This window comes from Segatella sinensis (assembly GCF_040095255.1).
GTDB lineage: Bacteria > Bacteroidota > Bacteroidia > Bacteroidales > Bacteroidaceae > Prevotella > Prevotella sinensis.
In genome coordinates this window covers 1-25,590 of sequence record NZ_JBBNGE010000026.1, presented here as the reverse complement: position 1 = coordinate 25,590, position 25,590 = coordinate 1, and the positions used below count along the sequence as shown (strand labels likewise).

The following is a 25,590-nucleotide window of genomic DNA, read 5'->3' as shown; positions in this document are numbered from 1 at the left end:
GTTTTGACAAAAAGTGTGCCAACTCGATTCTCATCGAATTGGCACTTGTATAAAACTAAATGAATTAATATGTCTTTCTATTATTGTATTCCGTACATTTTAGCCTTTTGTTCCTTAATAGCCTCATCGTAGATGTACTCATCATAAGACATCAGCTTGTCGATGGTTCCAGAAGGAGTGAGCTCAATGATACGGTTTGCCACGGTGTTGATGAACTCGTGGTCGTGGCTGGCGAAGAGTACATTACCCTTGAATGCTACCAGGTTGTTGTTGAATGCCTGGATACTCTCCAAGTCCAAGTGGTTGGTTGGAGTATCGAGAATCAGACAGTTGGCGTTCTGCAACTGCATGCGGGCAATCATACATCTCATCTTCTCACCTCCTGAGAGCACGTTCACCTTCTTCAACACTTCCTCACCGCTGAAGAGCATTCTACCTAAGTAACCCTTCATGGCCACCTCGTTTCCTGGACCATACTGGCTCAACCAATCTACGAGGTTCATGTCGCTCTGGAAGAACTCTGTATTGTCGAGTGGGAGATAGGCTGTTGTGATGGTAATACCCCACTTATATTCACCTGCGTCAGCCTTGCGGTTGCCGTTGATAATCTCGAAGAGGGCAGTCATCGCCTTAGGGTTGTGAGAGAGGAATACTACCTTCTCACCCTTCTCGATATTGAAGTTTACGTTGTCGAAGAGTACTGTTCCGTCCTCATCGCAAGCCTTCAAGCCCTCAACCTCCAGAATCTGGTTGCCTGGTTCACGGTCCATCTGGAAGATGATGCCTGGGTACTTACGGCTAGATGGGCGGATTTCCTCAACATTCAGCTTCTCCAACATCTTCTTGCGGGATGTGGTCTGCTTACTCTTAGCCACATTGGCAGAGAATCGGCGGATGAACTCCTCCAGCTGCTTCTTCTTCTCCTCGGCCTTCATCTTCTGGTTCTGAGCCTGACGGAGAGCCAACTGAGAACTCTCGTACCAGAAAGAGTAGTTACCGGCAAACATAGTTACCTTGCCAAAGTCAATATCCACGGTCTGAGTGCTGACAGCATCGAGGAAGTGACGGTCGTGAGAAACCACGAGAACAGTCTGCTCGATATTGCTGAGGTATTCCTCCAGCCACTCTACTGTGTCGAGGTCGAGGTCGTTGGTAGGCTCATCGAGGAGGAGGTTGTCTGGGTTACCGAAGAGAGCCTTCGCCAACATTACGCGCACCTTCTCTGTGTTGGAAAGCTCACCTACGAGCTTGTCGTGGCGATCTTCCTTTACGCCAAGGTTCTGAAGCAACTGGGCAGCATTGCTCTCAGCCTCCCAACCATTCATCTCGGCAAACTTAAGCTCCAGCTCAGCAGCGAGGTTACCATCCTCTTCTGTCATCTCTGGCTTAGAGTAGAGGCGCTCGCGCTCCTTCATGTTTTCCCACAAAGGCTGATGACCCATGAGAACGGTGTCCATCACGCGGAACTCGTCATACTTGAAGTGGTCCTGCTCCAAAACGGAAAGGCGCTCGCCTGGACCCATCTCCACAGTTCCCTTGTTTGGCTCCAGGTCGCCGCTGATGGCGCGGAGGAGAGTTGACTTACCGGCACCGTTGGCACCGATTACGCCGTAAATATTACCATGTGTGAACTTGAGGTTTACATCTTTGTAAAGCACTCGCTTACCGAATTGAATTGCAAGATTTGTTACTGTAATCATTCCTTATTTCTAAATATCTTTTTATCTGATTTTATCTTTATTTGGGTGCAAAGGTACGAAAAATTATTTGTATATCAATGTTTTATTGGCAAAAGTTACTAATTTTTAGTTAAAAACTGGTCTCCTCTTTGTTATTTTGCAGAAAAGTCTTACTTTTGTAGGCTGAATTGGCGCCAATAGGGGCTGATTCTTCGGTTTGAGTGTTAAGAACATAAGATGAATCCAAAACACGAAATTGGTTTTAGAACATGAGACAACAAAATAGAAAAGGAAATTTTAGTAAGCACACCAACAATGCCTATGGCTACGGAAATCCCAATGAATACGACCACTACAAGGTGGAAAAGCCTGCTCAGTTGTTGGAATGGCTGATGGAAAACGTGAAAGGTCCTAGCAAGACCAAGGTGAAGCAGACTCTGCAGGGTAGGGGAATCAAGGTGGATGGAAAGACCATCACCCAGTTTGACTATGCCCTGAAACCTGGTATGAAGGTTAGCGTGAGCAAGACCAAGAAGAACCAGGATGTCTTCAAGATCCGTTATCTTAAGATTGTCTATGAGGATCGTTATCTCATCGTCATTGAAAAGAACGTAGGCATTCTCAGTATGGCTGCCGGTCATTCTTCCCTGAATGTAAAGAGCGTATTGGATGACTACTTCCACAAGACCCGTCAGAACTGTCAGGCTCACGTGGTGCACCGCCTTGACCGAGATACTTCGGGTTTGATGATTTACGCCAAGGACAAGCAGACTGAACTTGCCCTTGAAGATGACTGGCATCATAATGTATACGACCGCCGATACGTGGCGCTGGTTTCAGGAGAGATGGAGGAGGATGAAGGTACGGTTGCCAACTGGTTGAAGGACAATAAGGCGTACATTACCTTTGCCAGCGATACTGACAATGGTGGCAAGTATGCTGTTACCCATTTCCATACCCTGCAGCGAACCACAGCGCATTCTCTGGTAGAGTATAAGTTGGAGACAGGCCGCAAGAACCAGATTCGTGTTCATACAGCCGATATGGGTCATCCTGTATGTGGAGACATCAAGTATGGTAATGGTGATGATCCATGCGGTCGCCTTTGCCTGCACGCCTATGTTCTCTGCTTCTATCATCCGGTAACCCATCAGCCAATGGAATTCGAAACTCCGATTCCAAATGAATTCGTCAGAGCGATGAAGCAAGACAACAGACCTTTCGATGAAAGAGGCAGAAATCCTAAGGAGGCACACCGCAAGCCATTCAGAAAGGAGGGACGCAATGGATAGTGATTTCCTTTATTACGCTTTTGCCCTTGTGGCGCTGGTTGTTGGTCTTTTTATCCTGAAGAAGGTTGCTACCTGTATGGTCAAGACGGTGGTGGGAGTTATTCTCGTAGCTGTTCTTGCAGCCATCTATTGGCTTTATTTATCTTAAGCTATTGGTTTTAATTTTTCTCAAGTGTCAGTCCATTTCATAAAAAAATAGTCCGGTAAGAATCAAGCTTTCGCTTGCCTTACCGGACTTTACGTTATATTTTTACCTTCTAATAATACCTATTTATATTGTCTTTTCAATTGGTATTGCCAGATGTAGTCGAAGCCGAGTACGCCCTCTGCTACCTTCTGGGTGTCGCCAGTAGCTGAAATCTGATGCAAAGGTATAAAAAATATCGGTATCTTATATCGAAAAACCTGAAAAATCGTGCGTAAAGGTTTACGCTTCCAGTGCAGAATTTTCAGAGGATGGCGGGGTGGGATGAAATGAGGGAGTTTGTACGAGGACTGGGGAACGAGAAACGAGAGTCTTTTCTTGTGGATGGAGCGAGATACGGGAGTCGAACCCGCCTCACAGGCTTGGGAAGCCCGTGCACTACCGATGTGCTAATCTCGCAGACAAAAAACTTTTGGAGGGAGATGCAAGCACGGCTTGCTGAAGAAAAGAGAGCCACGAGCGGGACTCGAACCCGCGACCCACGCATTACGAATGCGTTGCTCTACCAACTGAGCCATCATGGCTTTTCTCTTTAAGTGAATGCAAAGGTAACCAAAATTTTCTAATTGAGAAAATAATTTGTGAAGAGTTTTCTTTCGGTTAACTATCATTAACAAAAATAGGGAGCCTGCCTTTACAGACAAGCTCCCATAAGTAAAAATATCTATACCAAATTAATCTTTTATCATATTTTTGAAAGTCAATTCGTCTTTCTTCGGATTCTTTCCGATGCTGATGGTGGCTCCTGGCTTCAGGTTACCTTCCATCAGCAGCTCGCAGAGTCCGTCTTCTACGTAGTTTTGGATAGCCCGCTTCAATGGTCGGGCACCAAACTGCACATCGTATCCCTTGCTGGCTACAAATTCCTTTGCCTTGTCGGTCATCTGGAAATGATAGCCCAAATTCTCAATTCGCTTTACGAGAGATTTCAGCTCCAGATCTACGATGCTGGTGATAGCAGACAAATCGAGCTGGTCGAAGGTGATAATCTCATCGAGACGGTTGAGGAATTCCGGAGCAAACTGTTTGGACAGATGCTTCTGAATGACGCTACGAGCATACTCCTTATCCTTTTCGTCTATAGGCATCCCGTTGCTGCCGATTCCGCCTGCATTGAAACCTACGCCTCTGCCGAATTCCTTGAGCTGTCGGGTACCGGCGTTGGAGGTCATGATGATGATGGTGTTACGGAAGTCAATCAGGCGGCCGTTTCCATCTGTCAGTCTTCCTTCATCCATTACCTGCAGCAGGAGATTGAACACCTGGCTGTTTGCCTTCTCTATCTCATCCAGCAGAACGATGCAGTATGGCTTGCGACGTACTTTCTCTGTCAACTGTCCACCTTCATCATAGCCAACGTATCCTGGAGGCGAACCGATGAGTCGTGAAGTGTTGAATCCTTCAGCATACTCACTCATATCGATTCTGAAGAGTGCATCTGCCGAACCGAACATCTCTTCTGCCAGTTTCTTGGCGAGGTAGGTCTTTCCAACACCTGTAGGACCTAGGAACATAAACACGCCGATAGGGTGGTTAGGGTCTTTCAGTCCCATGCGGTTGCGCTGGATGGATTTCACAACCTTGTCGATGGCTGCGTCCTGGGCAATCACTTTTTCCTTGAGTACCTTGCCCATATTTCTAAGACGGATATTCTCGCTCTCTGCCATTTGCTGGACAGGGATGCCTGTCATGTTGCTTACTACCTTGGCGATTTCCGTTTCGTCGAGGGTGACACGGTGGTTCGGATCGCCATGTTCCCATTGCTTGCGCATCATCTCAATGTCGCGTTCCTGCTTTGTCTGGTAGTCTCTCAATGTTGCAGCCATCTCGAAGTTCTGGCTTGCTACGGCAGCCTGTTTTTTGGCGATGGTTGCATTGAGTTTCTTTTCAGCCTCTATGAGTTCGTCAGGGACGGTCGCACTGTTAATGTGAATGTGAGCGCCAGCCTCGTCCATCACATCAATGGCCTTATCTGGGAAGGAACGGTCGTGCATGTATCTGTCTGCAAGCTTTACGCATGCTTTCAGTGCTTCGTCTGTGTAGCTCACATTATGATGCTCTTCGTATTTCTCCTTGATGTTATGCAGAATCTCTAGTGTCTCTTCTGCCGTAGTAGGTTCTACGATGATTTTCTGGAATCTACGTTCCAAAGCACCATCCTTTTCTATACTCTTGCGATATTCGTTGAGGGTGGTGGCTCCGATGCACTGGATGAAGCCACGTGCCAGAGCTGGTTTCATGATGTTGGCAGCATCCATGCTTCCTTCTGCGCCACCCGCACCAATCAGAGTGTGGATTTCATCGATGAAAACGATGATGTTCGGGTTTCTCTCCAGTTCCTTGATGACCCCCTTGATGCGCTCCTCAAACTGACCTCTATATTTGGTGCCGGCAACAATGCCTGTCATATCGAGACTCAATACTCGCTTGTTGAAGAAGAGGGAACTCTGGTCGCCCTTGGCAATCATCTGTGCCAGTCCTTCTACGATGGCACTTTTGCCAACACCAGGTTCACCTATTAATACTGGGTTGTTTTTCTTTCTTCTTCCCAGAATCTCCATCAGGCGGGTAATCTCCTTGTCTCTTCCTACTACAGGATCCAGGCTTCCGTCCTTGGCGGCCTTGGTCAGATCGTAGCTGAACTTGTCCAGATATGGAGTATTCGACTTGGTTGGCTTGGCGCCCACTACATTGCGTGCATTCTTGCCGTTGTTGCCACCCTGCTTTCCGTTGCCGGAATTTTGATTTTCACAGAAGTCGAGTGGTTCCTCCTCTGGGTCCAGCAGGTCTCCCTGATTGTCCTGGGTAGAAGCTGCACCGTCAGGAAGGGTAGAAGTATCGGCTTCTTCCTGATTTTCTGGAAGCTGTTGCTTATCTCGCAGGTCAATCATGTTGATATCGCCTTCGGCAGATTCTTGTTCCTGCTCTGGCGCAGTCTCTGTTTCCGGTTTTTCATCTACAGCTTCCTGTTCTGAATCCCCGTCAATCTGATTGCGCTTGTAGTTCTCTACTTCTTGGTTCAACTTATTAAGTTTGTTGTCAATGTCCAGGTTGATACCATTGATATAGTCGAACAGTTTCTTATAGGTCAGACCTTGTGTGATGAGCAGTTTGGCAGGGTCGCACTCATCCTTCTTCAGGATGGCGAGCAGCAGGTGCTCCGGTTGTACCAAAGCAGCCTTTCCCTCACAGAGGCGAGCTTCGATAATGGCTTCGCTGATCACTTCGCTAGTCTCCTTGTCGTACTTCAAGGCTCTTCCTTCTTCTGCTTCCGTATTTTCCTCAGCAGAGTTTTTGTCTATCGCCTGTTCCTGCGAATCGTAAAGCGTAGAGCGGAGTACGTCGGTGTTGATGCCAAAATGCTCGAAAATATCGTTCACCTGCTTGTTGTTACAATGCAGGATTCCCAACATCAGGTGCTCAGTGTTCACCTGATTTCCCAACATACGGTAGGCTTCTTTGCCACTGTAGTTGAGTACGTCGTTGATATGTTGAAATGGATTTTGCATGTCTTACTCATTAAATTCAAATGCAAAAGTACACATTATTTTGGTAACAAACAAGAGTTTAGGCAACTTTTTTACTTATTTAAAACACAATTAATGCTAAATTATCGTTTTTTTTCGATTCTGTGCCTTTTATTTCATTTTATTTTTGTACCTTTGTCGTGATTTTGCAGAGGCTAAAACGGCTTAAAACGCCCAAAAATGCCCTTAAACGCAATTTCGAGCCATTTTTGCAAGGTTGGTTGGAAGCAATCGCTGATGCTTCTCCCTTGGATGGTGGCAAATACCTGTCAACGCCTGAAAATAGAAGGTAAATAGGTATATATATAATAAGGTATAAACAATTAAAATTTAAATATGGACGAAAATCAGACAATGGATCATGATAGAATCATGAAAATAAACATTGAGGAGGAGATGAAGTCTAGCTACATCGACTATTCGATGTCAGTGATTGTGGCTCGTGCCCTCCCTGATGTACGCGATGGTTTCAAGCCTGTGCACCGCCGTATCCTCTATGGTATGCTGGGTATTGGAAACACCAGTGATAAACCTTACAAGAAGTGTGCCCGCGTAGTTGGTGAGGTACTTGGTAAGTACCACCCACATGGTGACTCTTCTGTGTATGGTGCCTTGGTTCGTATGGGTCAGGAGTGGAATATGCGTTACACTTTGATTGATGGACAGGGTAACTTCGGTTCTGTGGACGGCGACTCTCCTGCTGCGATGCGTTATACTGAGTGCCGACTCTCCAAGATGGGTGAGCACATCATGGATGACCTCGACAAGGAGACCGTTGATATGATGAACAACTTCGACGACACCCTCCAGGAACCTTCCGTAATGCCTACCAAGATTCCTAATCTGCTGGTAAATGGCGGTAACGGTATTGCTGTAGGTATGGCTACCAATATTCCTACCCACAACCTGGGTGAAGTAATTGATGGCTGCTGTGCTTACATCGACAATAATGATATTGATACAGACGGCTTGATGCAGTATATCCCTGCTCCTGATTTCCCTACAGGTGCTACCATCTATGGTATTCAGGGAGTGAAGGATGCCTACGAGACCGGTAAGGGTAGAATTGTGGTACGTGCTACTGCAGAAATCGAGTCTGGTGAAAATCATGATAAGATAGTCATCACCGAGATTCCTTATGGTGTCAACAAGGAGCAGCTCGTGATGGCTATTGCTGATCTTGCCAAGGAAGGCAGAGTGGATGGCATTGCCAATGTTAACGATGAGTCTGGCCGTCAGGGTATGCGTATCGTGGTTGATGTAAAGCGTGATGCGAATGCTAATGTTCTCTTGAACAAACTCTTCAAGTTGACAGCTCTTCAGAGCTCTTTCTCAGTAAATTGTATCGCTCTTGTTAATGGCCGTCCACGTCTCCTGAGTTTGAAGGAATGCGTGAAGTACTTCGTTGATCATCGTCATGATGTTACAATCCGTCGTACCCAGTTTGAATTGAAGAAGGCACAGGAGCGTGCTCATATCCTCGAGGGATTGATTATCGCCTGCGACAATATTGATGAAGTGGTTCATATCATCCGTGCCAGCAAGACTCCTTCTGATGCTCAGCGCAACTTGGAGAAGCGTTTTGAACTCGACGAACTGCAGAGTAAGGCTATTGTTGACATGCGCCTCAGCCAGTTGACTGGCTTGCGCCTGGAGCAGTTGCACAATGAATTCAATGAGTTGATGAAGACCATCGACTACTTGAACCAGATCTTGAACGATCCTGAACTTTGCAAGAAGGTGATGAAGGATGAACTCAATGAGGTGAAGGAGAAATATGGCGATGCACGTCGTACTATGATCAAGCCAGACGATCACGAGTTTAATCCAGAGGACTTCTATCCAAACGATCCTGTGGTTATCACCGTCAGTCATCTCGGATACATCAAGCGTACTCCATTGTCTGAGTTCCGTGAGCAGGCTCGCGGTGGTGTTGGTGCCAAGGGAGCCCGCACCCGTGATAAGGACTTTACCGAGTATATCTATCCTGCAACAATGCACCAGACGATGCTGTTCTTCACCAAGAAGGGCCGCTGCTACTGGTTGAAGTGTTACGAGATTCCAGAGGGTGACCGCAATTCCAAGGGTCGTGCCATCCAGAATCTCCTCAACATTGAGAGCGATGATCAGGTGAATGCCTTCCTCCGATTAAAGGGATTGAATGATGCTGAGTTCATCAATAGTCACTATGTAGTCTTTGCTACCAAGAATGGTACTGTCAAGAAGACTTGTCTGGAAGCATACTCTCGTCCTCGTGCCAATGGTGTGATTGCCATCAATATCGTTGAAGGCGATGAGGTGGTAGATGTTCGCTTGACCAATGGCCATAATGAGTTGATTCTCGCTAACCGCAATGGTCGTGCCGTTCGTTTCGATGAGAATCAGATCCGCACCATGGGACGTACTTCTACCGGTGTTCGTGGTATGCGTCTCGATGAGGGTGATGATGCATTGATTGGTATGATTGTAGTCAATGATCCTGATAAGGAGACGGTCATGGTAGTAAGTGAACAGGGTTATGGTAAGCGTTCAGACGTAGTTGATTACCGTGTAACCAACCGTGGTGGTAAGGGTGTGAAGACTCTCAATATCACCGAAAAGACCGGTCGCCTGGTAGCTATCAAGAACGTTACTGATGAAAACGACCTGATGATCATCAACCAGAGTGGTATCGTGATTCGTCTTGCAGTGGCAGACTGCCGCGTGATGGGTCGTGCAACTCAGGGTGTTCGTCTCATCAATCTGGCTAAGAAGAATGATGTCATCGCCAGCGTATGTAAGGTGATGAGTTCAGAGCTTGAAGCTTCGGTAGAAGAGGAGAGCCGTTCTGCCTGGGCCAAGAAGAGCGAGGAGATAGAGAATGAAACAGTGGGCGCCAAGACTGCCGAAGAAGTAGCCGAGGCTGAAACTGAGTTAGAAAATAAAGAAGACGAGAACGTTCAGGAGTAACTCCTGGACACTCGTTCTCATAATATTGAAGACGCGTAAAGAATTATAAATTTCAACTTTTTAAACTTTAAACAAAATGAAAAAGTTAATCGTTGCTGCAATGATGGTACTAGGTACCACATCAGCATTCGCAGGAGACAGCGATGCCCTCAAGGCAGTGCTGAAGGCTAAGACTTATGCTGAGGCTGAGGCTTTGGTTAAGCAGAATTTGGGTCAGTTGGCTGACAATGCTGAGAAGGCAAAGGCTTATAACAAGCTTGTTGATCTCGGTATGAAGGCCTTCAACGACCAGCAGAGCATCCAGCAGACCAATCAGATCATGAAGAAAAATGATCCAGTGGATGAGAATGCTATGAACGAGGGTGCTTACAATGCATTGATGAATGCTATTGCGTGCTACAAGTACGATCAGCTTCCTAATGCTAAGGGTAAGGTGGCTCCTAAGTTCAATGGCAATGCATCACGTGTTTGGGCTGCTCGCCAGCAGCTCGTAAACGCAGGTCAGGCTGCAGCTCAGAACAATAAGGCAGACGAGGTATTGAAGTACTGGGGTGCATTCCTCGATACTGATTCTGATCCTCTCTTCGCTGGCATTGATGCTAAGCAGAAGGATGCTGAGAAGGATTATATCGGTCAGGTAGCTCTCTTCGCTGCTCGCTATGCTTATCAGGCTAAGGATGCTGCCCGTTGCGAGAAGTATTGCGACATCGCCATGACAAGCGAGAAGGAGGCTAAGGATGCTCTCAACCTCAAGCTCTATGTAATGAAGGATGGTTTGAAGACTAAGGCTGATTCTTTGGCTTATGTTGATAAGCTGAAGGCTCTCTTCGATAAGGATCAGACTAACGATGTTATCCTTGATGGTTTGAACTCTATGTATTCTTCAATGAAGATGGAGAAGGAGCAGATGGAGCTTTTGGATGGCGCTATCGCTAAGAATCCTAAGAACTTCGTTGCTCTCGCTAACAAGGGTATGATGTATATCCAGAAAAATGATGCAGACAATGCAATCAAGTGCCTCAAGCAGGCTCTTGACGCAAAGCAAGACAACGTTGTAGTTTTGGTTTACCTCGGTGCTTGCTACAACAGCAAGGCTGGTAACTTGCAGGATCCAAATGGCCGCAAGGTGGTTTACCAGGAGGCTATCAAGGTTCTCGACAAGGCTAAGGAGCTCGACCCAGAGAAGACTCAGGCTAACTGGGGTTACACTCGTTACCAGGCTTACTATGGCTACTATGGTCCAACAGCTGCTGAGACCAAGAAGGCTGAGGAGGAAAGCAAGTAATTTTGCCTGAACCCTTTTAGAAATAATAATTATTGCTCCGGGAAAGGTTTCAAGACTTTTCCCGGAGCATTTTTTTGCAGAAAACTTGTCTGCCTTATTTTTTCTTTGTACTTTTGCAGACAGATTATATAATTATGTTCAATGATGAAAAAGATATTTATCAATCATAGGATTTTTAAGGCAGCTTTGTTCTTGGGGATTGCTTCTCTTCTTGTATCCTGCCAGGTGGGTAAGACGCAGGCTGGAGATAATATGGATGCAGGAGATACTATCCCGATGAAATATGCGCAGCATCTCACTATGGTGAAGCATGGAGAAGAATATACTGAGGTGATTCTTGCCAATCCCTGGAAAGAGGGAACTCTTCTGCATCGCTACATTCTGGTGCCTAAAGGGAAGGAGGGAAATGAAACAGTAACACGACTTGCCTTGCGACGTGCTTCTGCTGCCAGATGCGCTACAGATACGGTACGTACACCGGTAACTAGCAGCGTGGTCTTCACGGGACCTCATTGTCAGCTGATGTATGAACTGGGTTGCAAGAATGCCATTAGTGGCGTATGTGATAAGAATTATATCAATATTCCAGATATCAGGAAGAGAGTGGTGGATTGTGGTTCCAGCATGCAACCTGATATTGAACGTATCATCTCTTTGAAGCCGGAGGCTCTCCTGGTTTCTCCTTTCGAGAACAGTGGAGGATATGGTAAACTGGATAAGCTTCATATTCCCATCATTGAAGCTGCCGATTATATGGAGACTTCGCCATTGGGGAGAGCAGAATGGATGAAGTTTTATGGGATGCTTTTTGACAAGAATGCGGACTCGCTCTTTACGCACATAGAACAGGATTATCTGCATCTGAAGACTATAGCCAAGAAGTTGCCACAAGGTCTGTCGGTGTTGACCGAAAGAAAAACGGGAAGCGTATGGTATGTTCCTGGAGGACAGAGTACTATTGGCATTTTGCTAAAGGATGCCAACGCCCGTTATGTCTTTGAAGACGATTTGCACAGTGGAAGTCTTGCGATGAGTCCGGAGCAGATTCTTTCAAAAGGCAAAGATATTGATGTCTGGGCATTCAAGTATTTCGGCGGTGCACCATTAACACGTGCCCAATTGCTTCAGGAGTATGATGGCTACAAAGCTCTTCATTGCTTTGCCAATCCGCAGATTTACGAGGTGGATACCAGTACTGAACCCTATTTTGAACTCACCAGCTTTCATCCTGAAATCCTGCTTCGTGAGTTTATTATCCTTTCGCATCCTACAGATCATGCACAGTTCAAAAAGTATGCAAAGGATATCAGAATGTTGGGAGCCTTGAGATTCTATCATCGTCAATTACAATAGAAACCATGGACAAAGTCATTATCTCTATTGTCTTGGCAGTTGCCATCATGCTGTTGTTCTTCGGCAATTTGGTATGGGGTAGCGTCAACATTCCATACAGGGATGTGGTAAGTGTATTGACGGGGAATCAGACTGTCTCTGATACTTATGGCTATATTATCCTCGAATCGCGTCTTCCGCAGGCCATCACGGCTTTGCTTTCTGGTGCAGCTCTTGCCACAAGCGGTTTACTGCTCCAGACAGCTTTCCGTAATCCTCTGGCAGGACCGGATGTTTTTGGAATCAGCAGTGGAGCAGGCTTGGCTGTTGCCATCGTTATGTTAGCCTTTGGAGGCAACATAAGTCTGAATAATCTTTGTCTGGGTTTTCTGGATGAAGAATGTGGTTATGCTATTGGTGGATTCATGGCTATTTTGGTGTCAGCCTTTGCAGGTGCAATGCTGGTGATGGGAATCATCACAGCTTTTTCTGCCATTGTTAGAAGTCATACAGTCCTTCTTATTATCGGTTTGATGGTAGGTTATCTTGCCAGCAGCGCCATCTCGTTATTGAATTTTTTCAGTACGGCAGAAGGTGTGAAATCCTATCTGATATGGGGAATGGGAAGTTTCGGCAATGTTTCTATGGACGAGGTGAGATGGTTTGTGCCATTTGCCATCCTCGGTCTGTTGGTCTCCCTTTTACTCATCAAGCCGCTTAATGCAATGCTGTTGGGGGAGCAATATGCAGAGAATCTAGGTTTTCCTATCAGGAAACTCCGAATAGCCCTGCTCATCATAACGGGTATGCTTACTGCAGTAGTTACTGCCTTTTGTGGCCCTATAGCCTTTATTGGACTTGCCACTCCTCACATAGCACGTCTGCTGGTTGGTACGGAAAATCATCGACAGCTTCTGCCAGTGACAATGCTGATGGGAGCAGCTATTGCCCTTCTATGTAATCTTCTCTGTTCGCTGCCATCAGATGGGGGAGTCGTTCCGCTCAATGCCGTTACTCCTCTTTTTGGTGCACCTGTTATCATCTATATTCTGGTAAGAAGGCGATAGGTTCCAGTGAGATAACTGATGTTTACATCTAAGAAATAAATATACAACGCTACTCTGTTGCAATAATGTCCTTAAGGAAAAGTTTTCCTATCCTTAAAGAAAAATATATTTTTCCTTAAGGATATTTTTATTTTCCCTTAAGGGAAAAAAATAAACCGCTTATCCCCCATAAAATCTAGGGAATAAGCGGTTTACTTATTTTATCGAAATAAATATACAATTTATGGGTTCACAACATTGATAGGGCTTCCCTCAAGAAAAGCCTTTACGTTGGCAGCTACCTGCCTATTCAAGCGCTTGCGAGCCTCAAAGGTAGCCCAGGCAATGTGAGGAGTGAGATAGGCATTAGGCTCCTTGAAAAGAGGATTCTCCTTAGAAGGTGGTTCCTGACTCATCACGTCCGCACAATAAGCACCGAGTTTCTGGTCGTGCAAAGCCTTTGCAACAGCCTCTTCATCTACCAATGGTCCGCGACCGGTATTCACCAGAATGGCCGTATCCTTCATCTTTTCGATATTCTCCTTATTTATAAGGTGATAGGTATCATCTGAGAGAGGACAATGCAGGGTGAGAATATCACTGGTGGCAAGCAGTCCATCCTTGCTGACCTTTTGAATCCATTCCGGAAGGTCGCAAGAGTTCTTGCTGGTGCAGGCGCAAACGTCCATACCGAACTGACGGGCGATATTTGCAACCTTCATACCGATGTTGCCCAATCCCATAATGCCAAGCTTTTTGCCTGCAAGTTCCATTAAAGGGGTATCCCAATAGCAGAAATCCTTGTTGTAAGCCCATCGCTCGTTTCTATTTTCCAGAGTGTAATGTTCTACACGGTTGGTAACAGCGAGAATGAGGGCAAAGGTCATCTGTGCCACACTATCCGTGCTGTAGGCTGGGATGTTGGTAACAATGATACCTTGTTTCTTGGCAGCAGCTATATCCACTACATTGAAACCAGTAGCCTGGATTCCGATGTACTTCAAGTTAGGAAGCTGCGCCAATGTTTCTGCATCCATCTGTACCTTGTTTAACAAGATGATGTCTGCATCCTTGGCACGTTCCACTTTTTCATCATCTGAAGTGCGTGGATAAACCACTACCTCGCCAAGCTGTTCCAGGAGATGGTAATCCAAATCTCCTGGATTGGCAGCATAGCCGTCTAAGATAACGATTTTCATATTTATTCGTTCATCAAATAATTCTTGAATGATGCAAAGTCCTTGGTCATTTGGATGCTCTTCTTCTCACCCTTCATGAATTCTGCAAGACGGGCTGGAATTTCAATGTCGGTTCCGAGGATGCTGTCCACCTTCTCCTTGAACTTGGCTGGATGAGCTGTTTCCAGGAATACACCGACCTCACCTGGCTTCAATTGCTCCTTCAATGCCTGATAGCCGCAGGCTCCGTGAGGATCAAGTACATACTTGGTCTCATTATAGCACTTCTTCATCGTGTCTGCTATCTGTTCATCCTTGTAGGTAGCTCCGCTGATGTATGCAGCGATGGCATCGTGGTTGCCCTTGTAGAGGTCATAGATGCGGGCAAAGTTTGATGGATCACCCACGTCCATAGCATTGGCAATGGTCTGCTTGCTTGGCTGTGGATTATATTTGCCGGTCTGGAGATACTCATAGAAGATATCATTGGCATTGTTGGCAGCGATGAAACGATGGATTGGCAAGCCCATCTCATGACCGAAGAGTCCGGCTGTGATGTTACCGAAGTTACCGCTAGGTACGCAGATGACCAGCTTGTCTGCCAAGCCCTTCTCCTTCATGCGGGCGTATGCGTTGAAATAGTAGAATGCCTGAGGCAAGAAGCGGGCTACATTGATAGAGTTGGCAGAAGTCAGCTTCATGTGCTTGTTCAGCTCCTCGTCCATGAACGCAGACTTAACCAAAGCCTGGCAGTCGTCGAACACACCATCCACCTCAAGGGCTGTGATGTTCTGACCGAGGGTAGTGAATTGGCTCTCCTGAATCTTGCTAACCTTGCCCTTTGGATAAAGCACGTAAACGTGGATTCCCTCTACACCGAGGAAACCATTGGCAACAGCAGAACCCGTATCACCAGATGTTGCTACAAGTACGTTGACCTCCTCTTTACCTTCCTGGCGAACGAAGTACTGGAGCAGGCGAGCCATGAAACGGGCACCTACATCCTTGAAGGCGAGTGTAGGACCATGGAACAGCTCCAAAGAGTAGATATTTGGCTCTACCTCTACAACAGGGCAGTCGAATGCCAAGGTATCATATACTATCTTCTTCAGAGAATCTGCATCTACATCCTCGCCGAAGAAGGCATCAGCTACCTGGTATGCAATCTCCTGGAAGCTCAGCTTCTCGATATTGTCGAAGAAGTCCAGTGGTAACTTCTTGATGATTTCTGGCATATAGAGACCACGGTCTTCTGCCAAACCTTTAACTACCGCCTTGTGTAAATCGGCGATTGGTGCTTTCTTATTTGTTGAATAATATTTCATTTTTACTTTGAACTTTGAGATTTGAACTTTGAACTTGATGATTAGCTTTCGGATAACTAACATTAAGTTGTTATTTTTTAATTGATTGCCATAAAGGCTTTCATGAAGTCTTGCAGCTGGAGCAATCCATAGCTACCGCTTACACAACTTACCTCATCGTATTCCTCTACCTGATCAGGTTCGATACCTGGATAGTAGATGAGGAAAGGAACTGGTTCCTTCACGTGAGTGCGGACCTCCACTGGAGTAGGGTGGTCTGGCAAAACCGAAATGCAGACAGGTACTATCCATGTGTTCACCTCATCAACGATAGGTTTGATCAAGCGCTGGTCGAGGTATTCGATAGTCTTGAGCTTTAATTCCAGATCACCATCATGGCCAGCCTCATCACTTGCTTCCACGTGGACATAGACAAAGTCGTCTCCATCCTTCAAAGCCTGGATAGCTGCTGCAGCCTTGCCTTCGTAATTCGTATCAGAAAGGCCTGTAGCGCCCTCTACGATGATGTTGCGAAGACCAGCATAATGACCGATACCACGAATCAGATCCACGGCAGAAATCACAGAGCCCTTCTTGATTTGAGGATACATCTGCGAAAGAGTCAGCATGTGTGGTCGATAACCACCGCCCCAAGGCCAGATAAGGTTTGCCATACGCTCGCCACGCTTCTTGCGTTCTATATTGAAAGGATGATTTTCCAGGAGTTCCTTACTCTTGATAATCAACTTGTTCAGAAGAGCGGCTGTATCGCTGCATGAGATATGTCCCTCTTCTATTTCTGATTCCGGCAGGATAGGTTTTACGAGCAATTCATGCCAGTTCTCGTTAGGATGATCATGAGGTGGAGCACATTCTATGTGCTTGTTGCCATGATGCACCACAAGCAGATGGCGATACTGGATACCTGTTACGAATTCTACATCAGGATAGTCCTTTCCCAGAGTTTCATTGAGATACTTGATGAGTACATCAGCATCTTCTGTCTCCAGGTTACCACCATTGTGCGTAATGATCTTGCCATCCTGCACGTTGATGATGTTGCAGCGAAGCGCCAGGTCGGTTGGCTTCAACTCGTAGCCGATGCTGGCTGCCTCCAGTGGACCACGTCCTTCGTAAACCTCATTCTGGTCGTAGCCCATGATAGAGCTGTTGGCTACCTCTGAACCAGGCAGAAAACCATCGGGTACAGTAATGAGTCTTCCAGTCTTGCCTTTCTTGGCAAGCATATCCATATATGGTGTATGGGCGTATTGAAGCAAGGTCTTGCCACCCAGTCTTTCTACTGGGTGGTCGGCCATGCCATCGCCTAAAATAATAATATGCTTCATAATTGTTATCCTTTATTGATTGATACGGTGAAATTAAACGTTGGCAATACTCATGATGTTGGCAAAGACACCGGCTGCAGTTACGCTGGCACCGGCACCATATCCCTGAATCATCATAGGGTATTCCTTGTAGCGCTCTGTGGTGAGCAATACGATATTGTTGGAACCTTCCAGATTGTAGAATGGGTGCTCAGGACCTACAGCCTGCAGGCCTACACTGGTCTTTCCCTTGTCAAGGGTGGCAACGAAGCGCCAGCGCTTGTGCTCCATATCCAGAGTCTTGCGCTTAGCCTCAAAGTCGGCATCGAGCTGTGGCAGTTTCTTCCAGAAGTCATCAATGCTACCCTTGAAGAAAGAGTTAGGTACAAAAAGATTCTTTTCTACATCTTCCTGTTCTACACGGTATCCAGCCTCACGGGAGAGGATGACAAGCTTTCTGATGACATCCATGCCACTGAGGTCGATACGTGGATCTGGCTCACTGTAACCTTTTTCCTTTGCCAGTCTCACAGTCTCAGAGAATGGAACAACACCTGAGATGGCATTAAAGATAAAGTTGAGCGTTCCTGAGAGAACTGCCTCTATCTTAAGGATTTTATCTCCGGAATTTCGGAGGTCGTTGATGGTTCCGATGATAGGAAGACCCGCACCCACATTCGTTTCGAAGCGGAAGAATACACCACGCTGAATGGCCGTCTTCTTCAACTTCTCGTAGTTCTCATATTCGCTTGAAGCTGCTATCTTGTTGGCAGCAATCACACTTACGTTATGCTCCAGAAGACTCTGGTATAAGGTTGCAACATCCTTGCTTGCTGTACAATCTACGAATACGCTATTAAAGATATTCATTGCGAGGATGGTATCGCGAAGGAGTTCCGGTGTGCTAGGCAAGGAATCCTTCAGTTCCGTCTGATAGTTCTCCAGGTCGAGTCCCTCACGGTTGAAGATGGCGTTCTTGGAAGAAGCAATACCCACAACATTCAACTTTAACTTGCTGCGTTCCATCAAGTCTTCAGACTGCTTTTTGATCTGTTCAATCAATTTTCCGCCTACGGTACCTACACCGCAGATAAAGAGGTTGAGAACCTTGTATTCTGAAAGGAAGAAACTGTCGTGCAATACGTTGAGAGACTTTCTCAAGTAATCGCTCTTGACAACAAAAGAGATGTTGGTCTCAGAAGCACCCTGAGCACATGCGATGACAGAAATACCGCTTCTACCCAGTGTACCGAAGAGCTTACCGGCAATACCGGCAGCATGCTTCATGTTCTCACCCACGATGGCGATGGTAGCAAGTCCTGTTTCTGCATGCATTGGATACATGGCTCCATCTGCAATCTCATTATGGAATTCGCGGTTCAATACGTTGATTGCTTCATCTACATCCTGCTCACGTACACCGATAGATGTTGAGTTCTCTGAAGAAGCCTGTGAAACCATGAATACAGAGATACCCTCGTTAGCCAAAGCAGTAAAGATACGGCGGTTTACACCGATGACACCCACCATGGAAAGACCGGTTACAGTGATGAGCGCAGTACCATTGATAGAAGAGATACCCTTGATAGGTTTCTGGTCACTATCTATCTTATTCTTGATAATGGTACCAGGAGCATCCGGATTGAAGGTATTCTTTACCTTGATTGGGATATTGTTGACACAAACCGGGTAGATGGTTGGAGGGTAGATAACCTTTGCACCGAAGTTGCAAAGCTCCATAGCCTCAATATAACTCAGTTCGTTGATCGTATAAGCAGATTTGATGACACGTGGATCGGCTGTCATGAATCCATCTACATCAGTCCAGATTTCAAGGACTTCCGCATTCAATGCTGCAGCAATGATAGCAGCAGTATAGTCACTACCACCACGACCGAGGTTTGTGGTACGTTCTGTATCTTTGTCACGGCTGATGAAACCCGGAACGAGAGAAATGCGAGGCAGGTCAGCGAAAGTATCCTTCACCAATTTGTTAGTCAACTCGCTGTCGAGGGTATGCTTCCCCTTGCCATTGAGGCGAGCTGTCTTGATGAAGTTACGTGAGTCAAACCACTTGGCGCCACGAATCAGTGTGGCAACAATCTTCGAGCTGAGTCTTTCTCCATAGCTCACGATAGCATCCTGGGTCTTCTCGCTGAGGTCGTGAATCAGATACACACCGAAGTAGATGCTCTTCAACTGTTCGAAGAGGGCATCAACTGATTTAAAAAGATTTTCTCTATCTGCTGTGTCGGTGATGATGGTATCTATCATCTTATGGTGGCGATCAACCATGGCATCGAATTCGACTCTCCATGATTCATCACCCTTGAGGGCAAGCTGAGAGGTTTGCAAGAGTTTGTCAGTGATACCGCCAAGTGCGCTCACGACAACCACTACACTCTGTTTCTTTGCCTCATTTTCAACGATACGTTTCAAGCTGAGGATGCTTTTTACGGAACCAACTGATGTTCCGCCGAATTTTAATACTTTCATACGTTATTGAATTTTGCGTTGGTATTGTAATGCTCCCCCCGAAACGACCGGGGCCAAAGCAGAACTTGTGGGCAAAAGTACTAAATTTACAGCAAACTGCCAAAGAAAACTGAGAAAAAGTGGCATTTTGCAGGTATTTTTCATTCTTTTGTAGTTTTTTATAGTTTAAAATACTCTCTATACATTATTATATATGATAAAAGCGTTAAATCCTCTCGAAAAGTTTGGAGGTTTCGGATAATTTGCGTACTTTTGCGGATGTTAAATTGAAACAGAAACAGATATAGATAAGCACAATGAAGTATTTATTATTCTCAGATATTCACGGCTGCTTGCCAGCCTTGGAAAAAGTTCTCGATTTCTTTGAGAAGGAAAAGTGTGATATGATGTGTATCATGGGTGACATCATCAACTATGGTCCGCGTAACAGAATCCCGGAAGGTATAGATCCTAAAGGGATTGTGGTACGACTGAATGACCTGGCTGACAAGATAATTGCTATCAGAGGCAATTGTGATGCAGAAGTAGATCAGATGCTCCTTGATTTCCCTATGATGGAAACCTATGCGCTGCTGGTAGATGACGGGAAGCGCTATCTTTTGACCCATGGACATATTTACAATAAGGATAATATGCCAAAGGGACCTTACGATGCGATGATTTATGGTCATTCGCATCTTTGGGAACTGTCTCACAATGACGAAGGAAAAGCCATTGTCAACACGGGTAGCATCACCTTCCCTAAGGGTGGTAATGTGCCAACGTTTGCTACCTTGGAGAATGGTAAATTTACAATGTATCAGTTAGATACTTTTGACGTGTTGGCAACAATGACACTTTAGAAATCAAAGCTTAAATATCAAAGTTCAAAATTAAAACTATGATTCAGGAATATCAGATTAGAATTCTGCCAGAGCAGGCAGCCAATGAAGAGGGTATCAAGCGCTATCTGGCTAAAGAAAAAGGATTGGATGCAAGAACCTTGAATAAGGTGCGTGTATTGAAACGCAGTATTGATGCCCGCCAACGTACCATTTTCGTGAATCTGAAGGTACGTGCCTATATCAATGAAATGCCTCAGGATGATCAGTATGTCCATACGGAATATCCTGATGTAAGTTCGCGTCCGAGAGTCATTGTGGTAGGAGAGGGACCCGGCGGTCTCTTTGCTTCCTTACGTTTGATAGAGCTGGGATATCGCCCTGTTGTCCTGGAGCGCGGCAAGGACGTGCGTGAGCGTAAAAAGGACCTTTCCAACATCACCAAGACCCAGAAGGTGGATAGTGAGAGCAACTATTGTTTTGGTGAAGGTGGTGCAGGAGCGTATAGTGACGGTAAGCTTTATACCCGAAGCAAGAAGCGTGGTAGCGTGGATAAGATTCTGAATGTCTTCTGCCAGCATGGTGCCAATACGAACATCCTTGCAGATGCCCATCCTCATATCGGTACAGATAAGTTGCCTCGCGTGATAGAGAATATGCGCAATACTATTATCAATTGTGGCGGTGAGGTGCATTTTCAGACCAAGATGACTCGTTTTATCCTGGAAGGTGACCGTGTGATTGGGGTTGAAGCTGTTAACCTGGCAACAGGTGCAGAGGAGAATTATCGTGGACCGGTGATTCTTGCAACTGGTCATAGTGCCCGGGATGTCTATCGCTATCTGGCTTCCTCGAAGATTGAAATCGAAGCCAAGGGCATTGCCGTCGGTGTTCGATTGGAGCATCCTTCCCAGCTCATCGACCAGATACAGTACCACAACAGAAATGGCAGAGGAAAGTATCTTCCTGCAGCCGAGTATAGTTTTGTAACTCAGGTAGATGGACGGGGTGTGTATAGCTTCTGTATGTGCCCGGGTGGTTTTGTGATTCCAGCTGCTACAGGTCCTGAGCAGCTGGTGGTGAATGGTATGAGTCCTAGCAACCGTGGTACCGCCTGGAGCAATTCCGGCATGGTGGTAGAAACACATCCAGAAGATGTTGTACAGTCGGAAGAGGAATTGAAGGATCCTTTGGCTATGATGCATTTCCAGGAAAGGGTTGAGAAGCAGTGCTGGCAGCAGGCGAATATGAAGCAGACTGCTCCAGCGCAGCGTATGGCTGATTTTGTAAACAACCGTTTGAGCTATGATTTGCCAAAAAGCAGTTATGCTCCTGGTTTGATCAGCAGTCCGCTTCATTTCTGGATGCCATCTTTTGTTTCCAAGCGCCTGCAGGAAGGCTTTAAGACTTTTGGAAAGAATGCGCATGGTTTTCTCACCAATGAGGCAACTCTGATTGCGATGGAGACCCGCACCTCTTCACCGGTCCGCATCGTACGTGACAGAGAAACCTTGATGCATGTCCGTATTCAGGGGCTCTTCCCATGTGGTGAGGGTGCCGGATATGCAGGCGGCATAGTTTCTGCAGGTGTGGATGGCGAAAGATGTGCAGAAATGTGTGCAGAGTATCTGAAGCAACAATAAAATGTCCATATAATAATCAAAGAACAAGGAAAAAGTATAAGAAAAAAGCAGGTAACGGAAAATCGTTACCTGCTTTTTTGTTCTTTGGATTTTCATTATCATTATTTGCTGAGATTGGCAATTGTTGCAATCATGGCAGCGATGCTGGAAAGACTACTGCCCATGCTCATGGTTTCAGCCACAGTCATCTTGCGTTTCATCTTGGATGGAACAACAATCTCACAACCAGGTTGAGCCTTGGCACCATGCCCCACCTTGGCTACCTTGCCATTCATATAGATAATATAAGCCTTGCTCTTGTTGGCATCAGATGCAAATCCACCCGCTTCATCGATGTAGCTGGCAATGCTCTTGCCCTTTTCATAGGCTACTGTATTGGCGTACATCACAGAACCATTGATTTTCACGGTTCCATTGTATTGTGGAACAATCAGCCTGTCACCCTCTCGCAAAATCATATCTGCATCACTGCCCGGATGCTTGAGCGCTTCGGCTAAGTCGATGCCCACAGGATATTCTTCTGGAACGCTGAACTTCAACAGATCAGCATTCTGCGCATCTTTTGCAGTCTGGGTAATGGCACTGGCATTATTACTGCTTGCAGCCAACTGCAGAAGATTTTTCTGCTGTTGTTCTCTCTGCATTTTCAGAACAGCCTCCATGCGTGTTTTTTCAGCTTCATTTGCCTTACGCATCAGGCGGGCGCCCTTGATATATGCCTGGTCTGTGCTTCCTCCAGCCTTCTTGAAGAGATCGCTTAATCTGGCATTGCGGCGATCAAGGGTATAGGTGCCTCCAAACATCACTTCACCTTCAATCATCACGTTCTGCTGTTCCGTATAGGCTGGGCTCTTGCGGATGCTCACTTCATCGAAAGGCATCAGCTTGAATCCTGGAGTGCCATCCACCACGAAACCATCTTTCAGGGCGAGCGTGTAGGTTTTGGCTATAATGCTGTCTGGTCTTGTAGCTTTAGCGTCATTTACTCTTCGGCTTACCAGAACATTAATCGTTGAAGCTTTGTCGGTCAATCCACCAGCCTGCAGCACGAAATCCTCAATCGTTTCATTTTCTGCATATTGATAGATTCCCGGATATTGCACTTCTCCTCGGATGGTGAGAGTTCTCTCTGAAATCTTTTCTTGTCTTGTCGGAATGAAAAGGACATCATTTTCCTTGAGTGGAATGTCAGCCACAGTACCATTCATCACGCCTGCAATATCTACCGCTATTACTTCCAGTGATCTGTCAGATTTCATTCGATGCATGACGGCACGTGCCGTAAAGGCATCCTCTGTCAATCCCTCTGCGTGTTCTACCAATGTGCGGACACTGTTGATCTGCTCTCCTAAATTGTACATTCCTGGCCGGAAGACAGCTCCCTTGATTTCTACGGTGTTGCTGTAGCGGGGGAGAATGGAATCTACGCTTACAGAATCGCCGTCGTCGATATGGAAACTGGAGAAATCGAATTCCTCTACGTTATATACAGAATAGTCTCTGCCAGTCTTGCGATGGATGCGAACTGATTTCTTGTAAGCATCTCCTGTGAATCCGCCAGAATATTTAAGAAGAGAGTTCACGCTCTCGTTTTTCTTCATTTCATAAATCATCGGGCGCTTTACCTTTCCGGTAATCGTAACCAGACAGTCGTAGGGTCCCACAACGATGACATCATTATCTGCCAGGCGTACATTGCCGGTCAGTTTGCCATTGAGAATGTAATCATAGATATCTACCACGGTAACCAGTTTGTTATGGCGATAAACCTTGATGTTTCGCAATGTACCCAAGTCGTTGGTACCACCTGCCATATAGAGTGCGTGGAAAACGGTGGCAAAGGCAGATAGGGTATAGGTGCCTGGAGTTTTCACTTCGCCCATCACATTGACCATAATGGTCTTGGTTTGTCCTACAGTGAGTTTTATCTTGCTCGAACGGTATCTGCTACCCAGTGTATTGCGAAGTCGGGCATTTGCCTGAGCTACGGTCAAACCAGCCACCGATACCGGACCAAAGCCTTCGATGGTAACTTCGCCATCAGGAGAAACGGTGCTTTCTATGGTTTTCTGTGATGCACCATAGATGTCAATGATAACCGCATCTCCAGGTCCTAAGCGATAGTTCTGTGGAGTGGCTATATTCATATTTGGCTCGAAGCTCAACTCTTTGTTATTGAAGATGTCTCTTCCGAAAACCTTCTTGGTTTTCGCTTCCCGTTCAGCAAGGAGACGTTTGATCATCATCGCAGTATCTGGAATAATACCATCCATCTCGTTTTGGAAATCCATATACTCCTCGTCATCCTCATCGAAAGTATGTTTGTACTGATCATCCTTCTGTGGGGTGATGCGATAGTTGCTGTAGTTCTTCGATTCTTCGCTGATTCCCTTACCATAATCTTCACGGGGTTTACCATTGTTGGTACGAAGACGAGAGGTTTCCTTCCCTTGCAGTTGTGCCGAAGTGCCAGTTACACCGCCCTGTTTCAACTGGCGCTGATACTTGTCTCTTACCCGTCGAATCTGGGAGATATCTACACCCTGCTGCATCAGTTTGGTAACAATCTGAGCATTTGATGACCCTTTTTCATGCTCTTTCACTACCAGACTCATCACCTGGTCGTCTGTCATGGTGGATGTCTGTGCAAAGGCAGAACCTGCTGCCATCACAAGCAGAAGGAAGAGGATGAGCTGTTTCCTCATTTTATTTATCTTCATCTTCATGATTTTCCTATTCATTTATGATCCTATTATTATATAATAACTCATTTTTACGAAATTTGTTGCAAATTTAGATAAAAATTTCCGAATTATAAGCCAGTATAATAAAAAACTTCTATGATTTCCCTCGAATTGTTCGAAATTAGCCTTGTTTTCGAGAAATCAAGATCATAAACTACAAAAAATCTAACTGTACGGTTGAAACAAACGGGCTGAAAGCCCAAAAGCTCTTAGCCCCGGGCGATGCCCTTATTGTAAATATGGAATGGCAAACTTCACCAGACAATATCCACCTCCGATGAGCCAGCAATAAAGAATGGCAGCTAGGAGGAAAGGCTTAATGCCAGCTTTCTTGAATTTGTCAAAGCTTGTTTCGGCTCCCAATGCTGTCATGGCCATGGTCAGGAGGAAAGTATCCAGTTGGTTAATCCAATTCACGATGCTTTCCGGAAGCAACCCAAGAGAATTGAATCCGATAACGACCAGGAAGAGAATGGCAAACCATGGAATGCTGATTTTAGGTTTGTTGGTATCAGTATTTTCCAGACAATCTCTTTTGGCAACATCCCTTGCAACGGTCCATGCAATCACCAGCAATACCGGTACCAGCATCATCACCCTTATCATCTTCACAATGATGGCATTGTTGCTCACCTCGGCTCCCATGGCATTGGCTGCACCTACCACATGGGCTACTTCATGAATGGTGGAACCCGTAAAGAGTCCCATCATATCTGGTGATAGGTCAAAGATGCCAGCCCTGTAGAGAATAGGGTAGAGGA

15 protein-coding genes, 2 tRNA genes and 1 pseudogene are annotated in these 25,590 nt (G+C 45.9%); 8 read left to right on the top strand and 10 right to left on the bottom strand.

What is annotated here, in order from left to right:
• Positions 1-80: 80 nt before the first annotated feature.
• Positions 81-1,700 (bottom strand): ABC-F family ATP-binding cassette domain-containing protein, encoded by a 1,620-nt coding sequence (locus AAAT87_RS08695; RefSeq protein WP_153090404.1) that lies wholly within the window; start codon positions 1,698-1,700, stop codon positions 81-83.
• Positions 1,701-1,948: 248 nt separating this feature from the next.
• Between AAAT87_RS08695 and AAAT87_RS08690 the strand changes: the two are divergent.
• Positions 1,949-2,884: pseudogene (locus AAAT87_RS08690) on the top strand (RluA family pseudouridine synthase); the annotation flags it as partial.
• A gap of 79 nt (positions 2,885-2,963) precedes the next feature.
• Positions 2,964-3,119: a sulfate transporter gene (locus tag AAAT87_RS08685; protein WP_295023766.1), complete on the top strand. Its 156-nt coding sequence runs from the start codon at positions 2,964-2,966 to the stop codon at positions 3,117-3,119.
• Positions 3,120-3,501: 382 nt separating this feature from the next.
• Here the strand turns inward: AAAT87_RS08685 and AAAT87_RS08680 are convergent.
• The 3 genes from AAAT87_RS08680 to AAAT87_RS08670 all read right to left on the bottom strand — a co-directional run bounded on the left by AAAT87_RS08680 (position 3,502) and on the right by AAAT87_RS08670 (position 6,685).
• Positions 3,502-3,575, bottom strand: a tRNA-Gly gene (locus AAAT87_RS08680).
• 52 nt (positions 3,576-3,627) lie between these two features.
• Positions 3,628-3,700: transfer RNA gene (locus AAAT87_RS08675), tRNA-Thr, on the bottom strand.
• 150 nt (positions 3,701-3,850) lie between these two features.
• Positions 3,851-6,685: an ATP-dependent Clp protease ATP-binding subunit gene (locus tag AAAT87_RS08670; protein ID WP_349226209.1), complete on the bottom strand. Its 2,835-nt coding sequence runs from the start codon at positions 6,683-6,685 to the stop codon at positions 3,851-3,853.
• A 354-nt stretch (positions 6,686-7,039) separates the two neighbouring features.
• Between AAAT87_RS08670 and gyrA the strand changes: the two genes are divergently transcribed.
• The 4 genes from gyrA to AAAT87_RS08650 all read left to right on the top strand — a co-directional run bounded on the left by gyrA (position 7,040) and on the right by AAAT87_RS08650 (position 13,336).
• A complete protein-coding gene (gene gyrA, locus AAAT87_RS08665; RefSeq protein WP_295023770.1) occupies positions 7,040-9,652 on the top strand; it encodes a DNA gyrase subunit A in 2,613 nt (870 codons plus the stop codon).
• Between the two features lie 76 nt (positions 9,653-9,728).
• Positions 9,729-10,937, top strand: a complete 1,209-nt coding sequence (locus AAAT87_RS08660) for a tetratricopeptide repeat protein (RefSeq protein WP_295023772.1) — start codon at positions 9,729-9,731, stop codon at positions 10,935-10,937.
• Between the two features lie 144 nt (positions 10,938-11,081).
• A complete protein-coding gene (locus tag AAAT87_RS08655; protein WP_428848549.1) occupies positions 11,082-12,290 on the top strand; it encodes an ABC transporter substrate-binding protein in 1,209 nt (402 codons plus the stop codon).
• 5 nt (positions 12,291-12,295) lie between these two features.
• Positions 12,296-13,336, top strand: a complete 1,041-nt coding sequence (locus AAAT87_RS08650; protein WP_349226207.1) for an iron chelate uptake ABC transporter family permease subunit — start codon at positions 12,296-12,298, stop codon at positions 13,334-13,336.
• Between the two features lie 221 nt (positions 13,337-13,557).
• Here the strand turns inward: AAAT87_RS08650 and AAAT87_RS08645 are convergent, their stop codons facing one another.
• From AAAT87_RS08645 to thrA, 4 genes are all read right to left on the bottom strand, one after another.
• Positions 13,558-14,514, bottom strand: coding sequence for a D-2-hydroxyacid dehydrogenase (locus AAAT87_RS08645; protein WP_349226206.1), 957 nt, complete (start codon positions 14,512-14,514; stop codon positions 13,558-13,560).
• 2 nt (positions 14,515-14,516) lie between these two features.
• Positions 14,517-15,818 carry a threonine synthase gene (thrC, locus tag AAAT87_RS08640; RefSeq protein WP_349226205.1) on the bottom strand — a complete coding sequence of 434 codons (1,302 nt, stop codon included), beginning with the start codon at positions 15,816-15,818 and terminating at the stop codon, positions 14,517-14,519.
• 77 nt (positions 15,819-15,895) lie between these two features.
• Complete coding sequence (locus tag AAAT87_RS08635) at positions 15,896-17,146, bottom strand: cofactor-independent phosphoglycerate mutase (RefSeq protein ID WP_349226204.1); 1,251 nt, start codon at positions 17,144-17,146, stop codon at positions 15,896-15,898.
• Positions 17,147-17,179: 33 nt separating this feature from the next.
• Positions 17,180-19,621, bottom strand: a complete 2,442-nt coding sequence (gene thrA / locus AAAT87_RS08630; RefSeq protein ID WP_349226203.1) for a bifunctional aspartate kinase/homoserine dehydrogenase I — start codon at positions 19,619-19,621, stop codon at positions 17,180-17,182.
• 296 nt (positions 19,622-19,917) lie between these two features.
• Between thrA and yfcE the strand changes: the two genes are divergently transcribed.
• Positions 19,918-20,463 carry a phosphodiesterase gene (yfcE, locus tag AAAT87_RS08625; protein ID WP_349226202.1) on the top strand — a complete coding sequence of 182 codons (546 nt, stop codon included), beginning with the start codon at positions 19,918-19,920 and terminating at the stop codon, positions 20,461-20,463.
• 38 nt (positions 20,464-20,501) lie between these two features.
• The gene (locus AAAT87_RS08620) at positions 20,502-22,085 is read left to right on the top strand and encodes an NAD(P)/FAD-dependent oxidoreductase (protein ID WP_295408262.1); all 1,584 of its coding nucleotides are present in this window, start codon (positions 20,502-20,504) and stop codon (positions 22,083-22,085) included.
• Between the two features lie 101 nt (positions 22,086-22,186).
• Here the strand turns inward: AAAT87_RS08620 and AAAT87_RS08615 are convergent, their stop codons facing one another.
• Both AAAT87_RS08615 and AAAT87_RS08610 read right to left on the bottom strand, forming a co-directional pair.
• Positions 22,187-24,790 carry an SLBB domain-containing protein gene (locus tag AAAT87_RS08615; RefSeq protein ID WP_349226216.1) on the bottom strand — a complete coding sequence of 868 codons (2,604 nt, stop codon included), beginning with the start codon at positions 24,788-24,790 and terminating at the stop codon, positions 22,187-22,189.
• Positions 24,791-25,057: 267 nt separating this feature from the next.
• Positions 25,058-25,590, bottom strand: a 533-nt coding sequence (locus tag AAAT87_RS08610; RefSeq protein ID WP_349226201.1) for a YeiH family protein, incomplete at its 5' end; no start/stop codon positions are given.

What these genes read in the sequence shown, in the direction of transcription:
- AAAT87_RS08695 (WP_153090404.1), bottom strand. Translation starts at nt 1,700, where the DNA reads ATGATTACAGTAACAAATCTTGCAATTCAATTCGGTAAGCGAGTGCTT.
- AAAT87_RS08685 (WP_295023766.1), top strand. Translation starts at nt 2,964, where the DNA reads ATGGATAGTGATTTCCTTTATTACGCTTTTGCCCTTGTGGCGCTGGTT.
- AAAT87_RS08670 (WP_349226209.1), bottom strand. Translation starts at nt 6,685, where the DNA reads ATGCAAAATCCATTTCAACATATCAACGACGTACTCAACTACAGTGGC.
- gyrA (WP_295023770.1), top strand. Translation starts at nt 7,040, where the DNA reads ATGGACGAAAATCAGACAATGGATCATGATAGAATCATGAAAATAAAC.
- AAAT87_RS08660 (WP_295023772.1), top strand. Translation starts at nt 9,729, where the DNA reads ATGAAAAAGTTAATCGTTGCTGCAATGATGGTACTAGGTACCACATCA.
- AAAT87_RS08655 (WP_428848549.1), top strand. Translation starts at nt 11,082, where the DNA reads ATGAAAAAGATATTTATCAATCATAGGATTTTTAAGGCAGCTTTGTTC.
- AAAT87_RS08650 (WP_349226207.1), top strand. Translation starts at nt 12,296, where the DNA reads ATGGACAAAGTCATTATCTCTATTGTCTTGGCAGTTGCCATCATGCTG.
- AAAT87_RS08645 (WP_349226206.1), bottom strand. Translation starts at nt 14,514, where the DNA reads ATGAAAATCGTTATCTTAGACGGCTATGCTGCCAATCCAGGAGATTTG.
- thrC (WP_349226205.1), bottom strand. Translation starts at nt 15,818, where the DNA reads ATGAAATATTATTCAACAAATAAGAAAGCACCAATCGCCGATTTACAC.
- AAAT87_RS08635 (WP_349226204.1), bottom strand. Translation starts at nt 17,146, where the DNA reads ATGAAGCATATTATTATTTTAGGCGATGGCATGGCCGACCACCCAGTA.
- thrA (WP_349226203.1), bottom strand. Translation starts at nt 19,621, where the DNA reads ATGAAAGTATTAAAATTCGGCGGAACATCAGTTGGTTCCGTAAAAAGC.
- yfcE (WP_349226202.1), top strand. Translation starts at nt 19,918, where the DNA reads ATGAAGTATTTATTATTCTCAGATATTCACGGCTGCTTGCCAGCCTTG.
- AAAT87_RS08620 (WP_295408262.1), top strand. Translation starts at nt 20,502, where the DNA reads ATGATTCAGGAATATCAGATTAGAATTCTGCCAGAGCAGGCAGCCAAT.
- AAAT87_RS08615 (WP_349226216.1), bottom strand. Translation starts at nt 24,790, where the DNA reads ATGAGGAAACAGCTCATCCTCTTCCTTCTGCTTGTGATGGCAGCAGGT.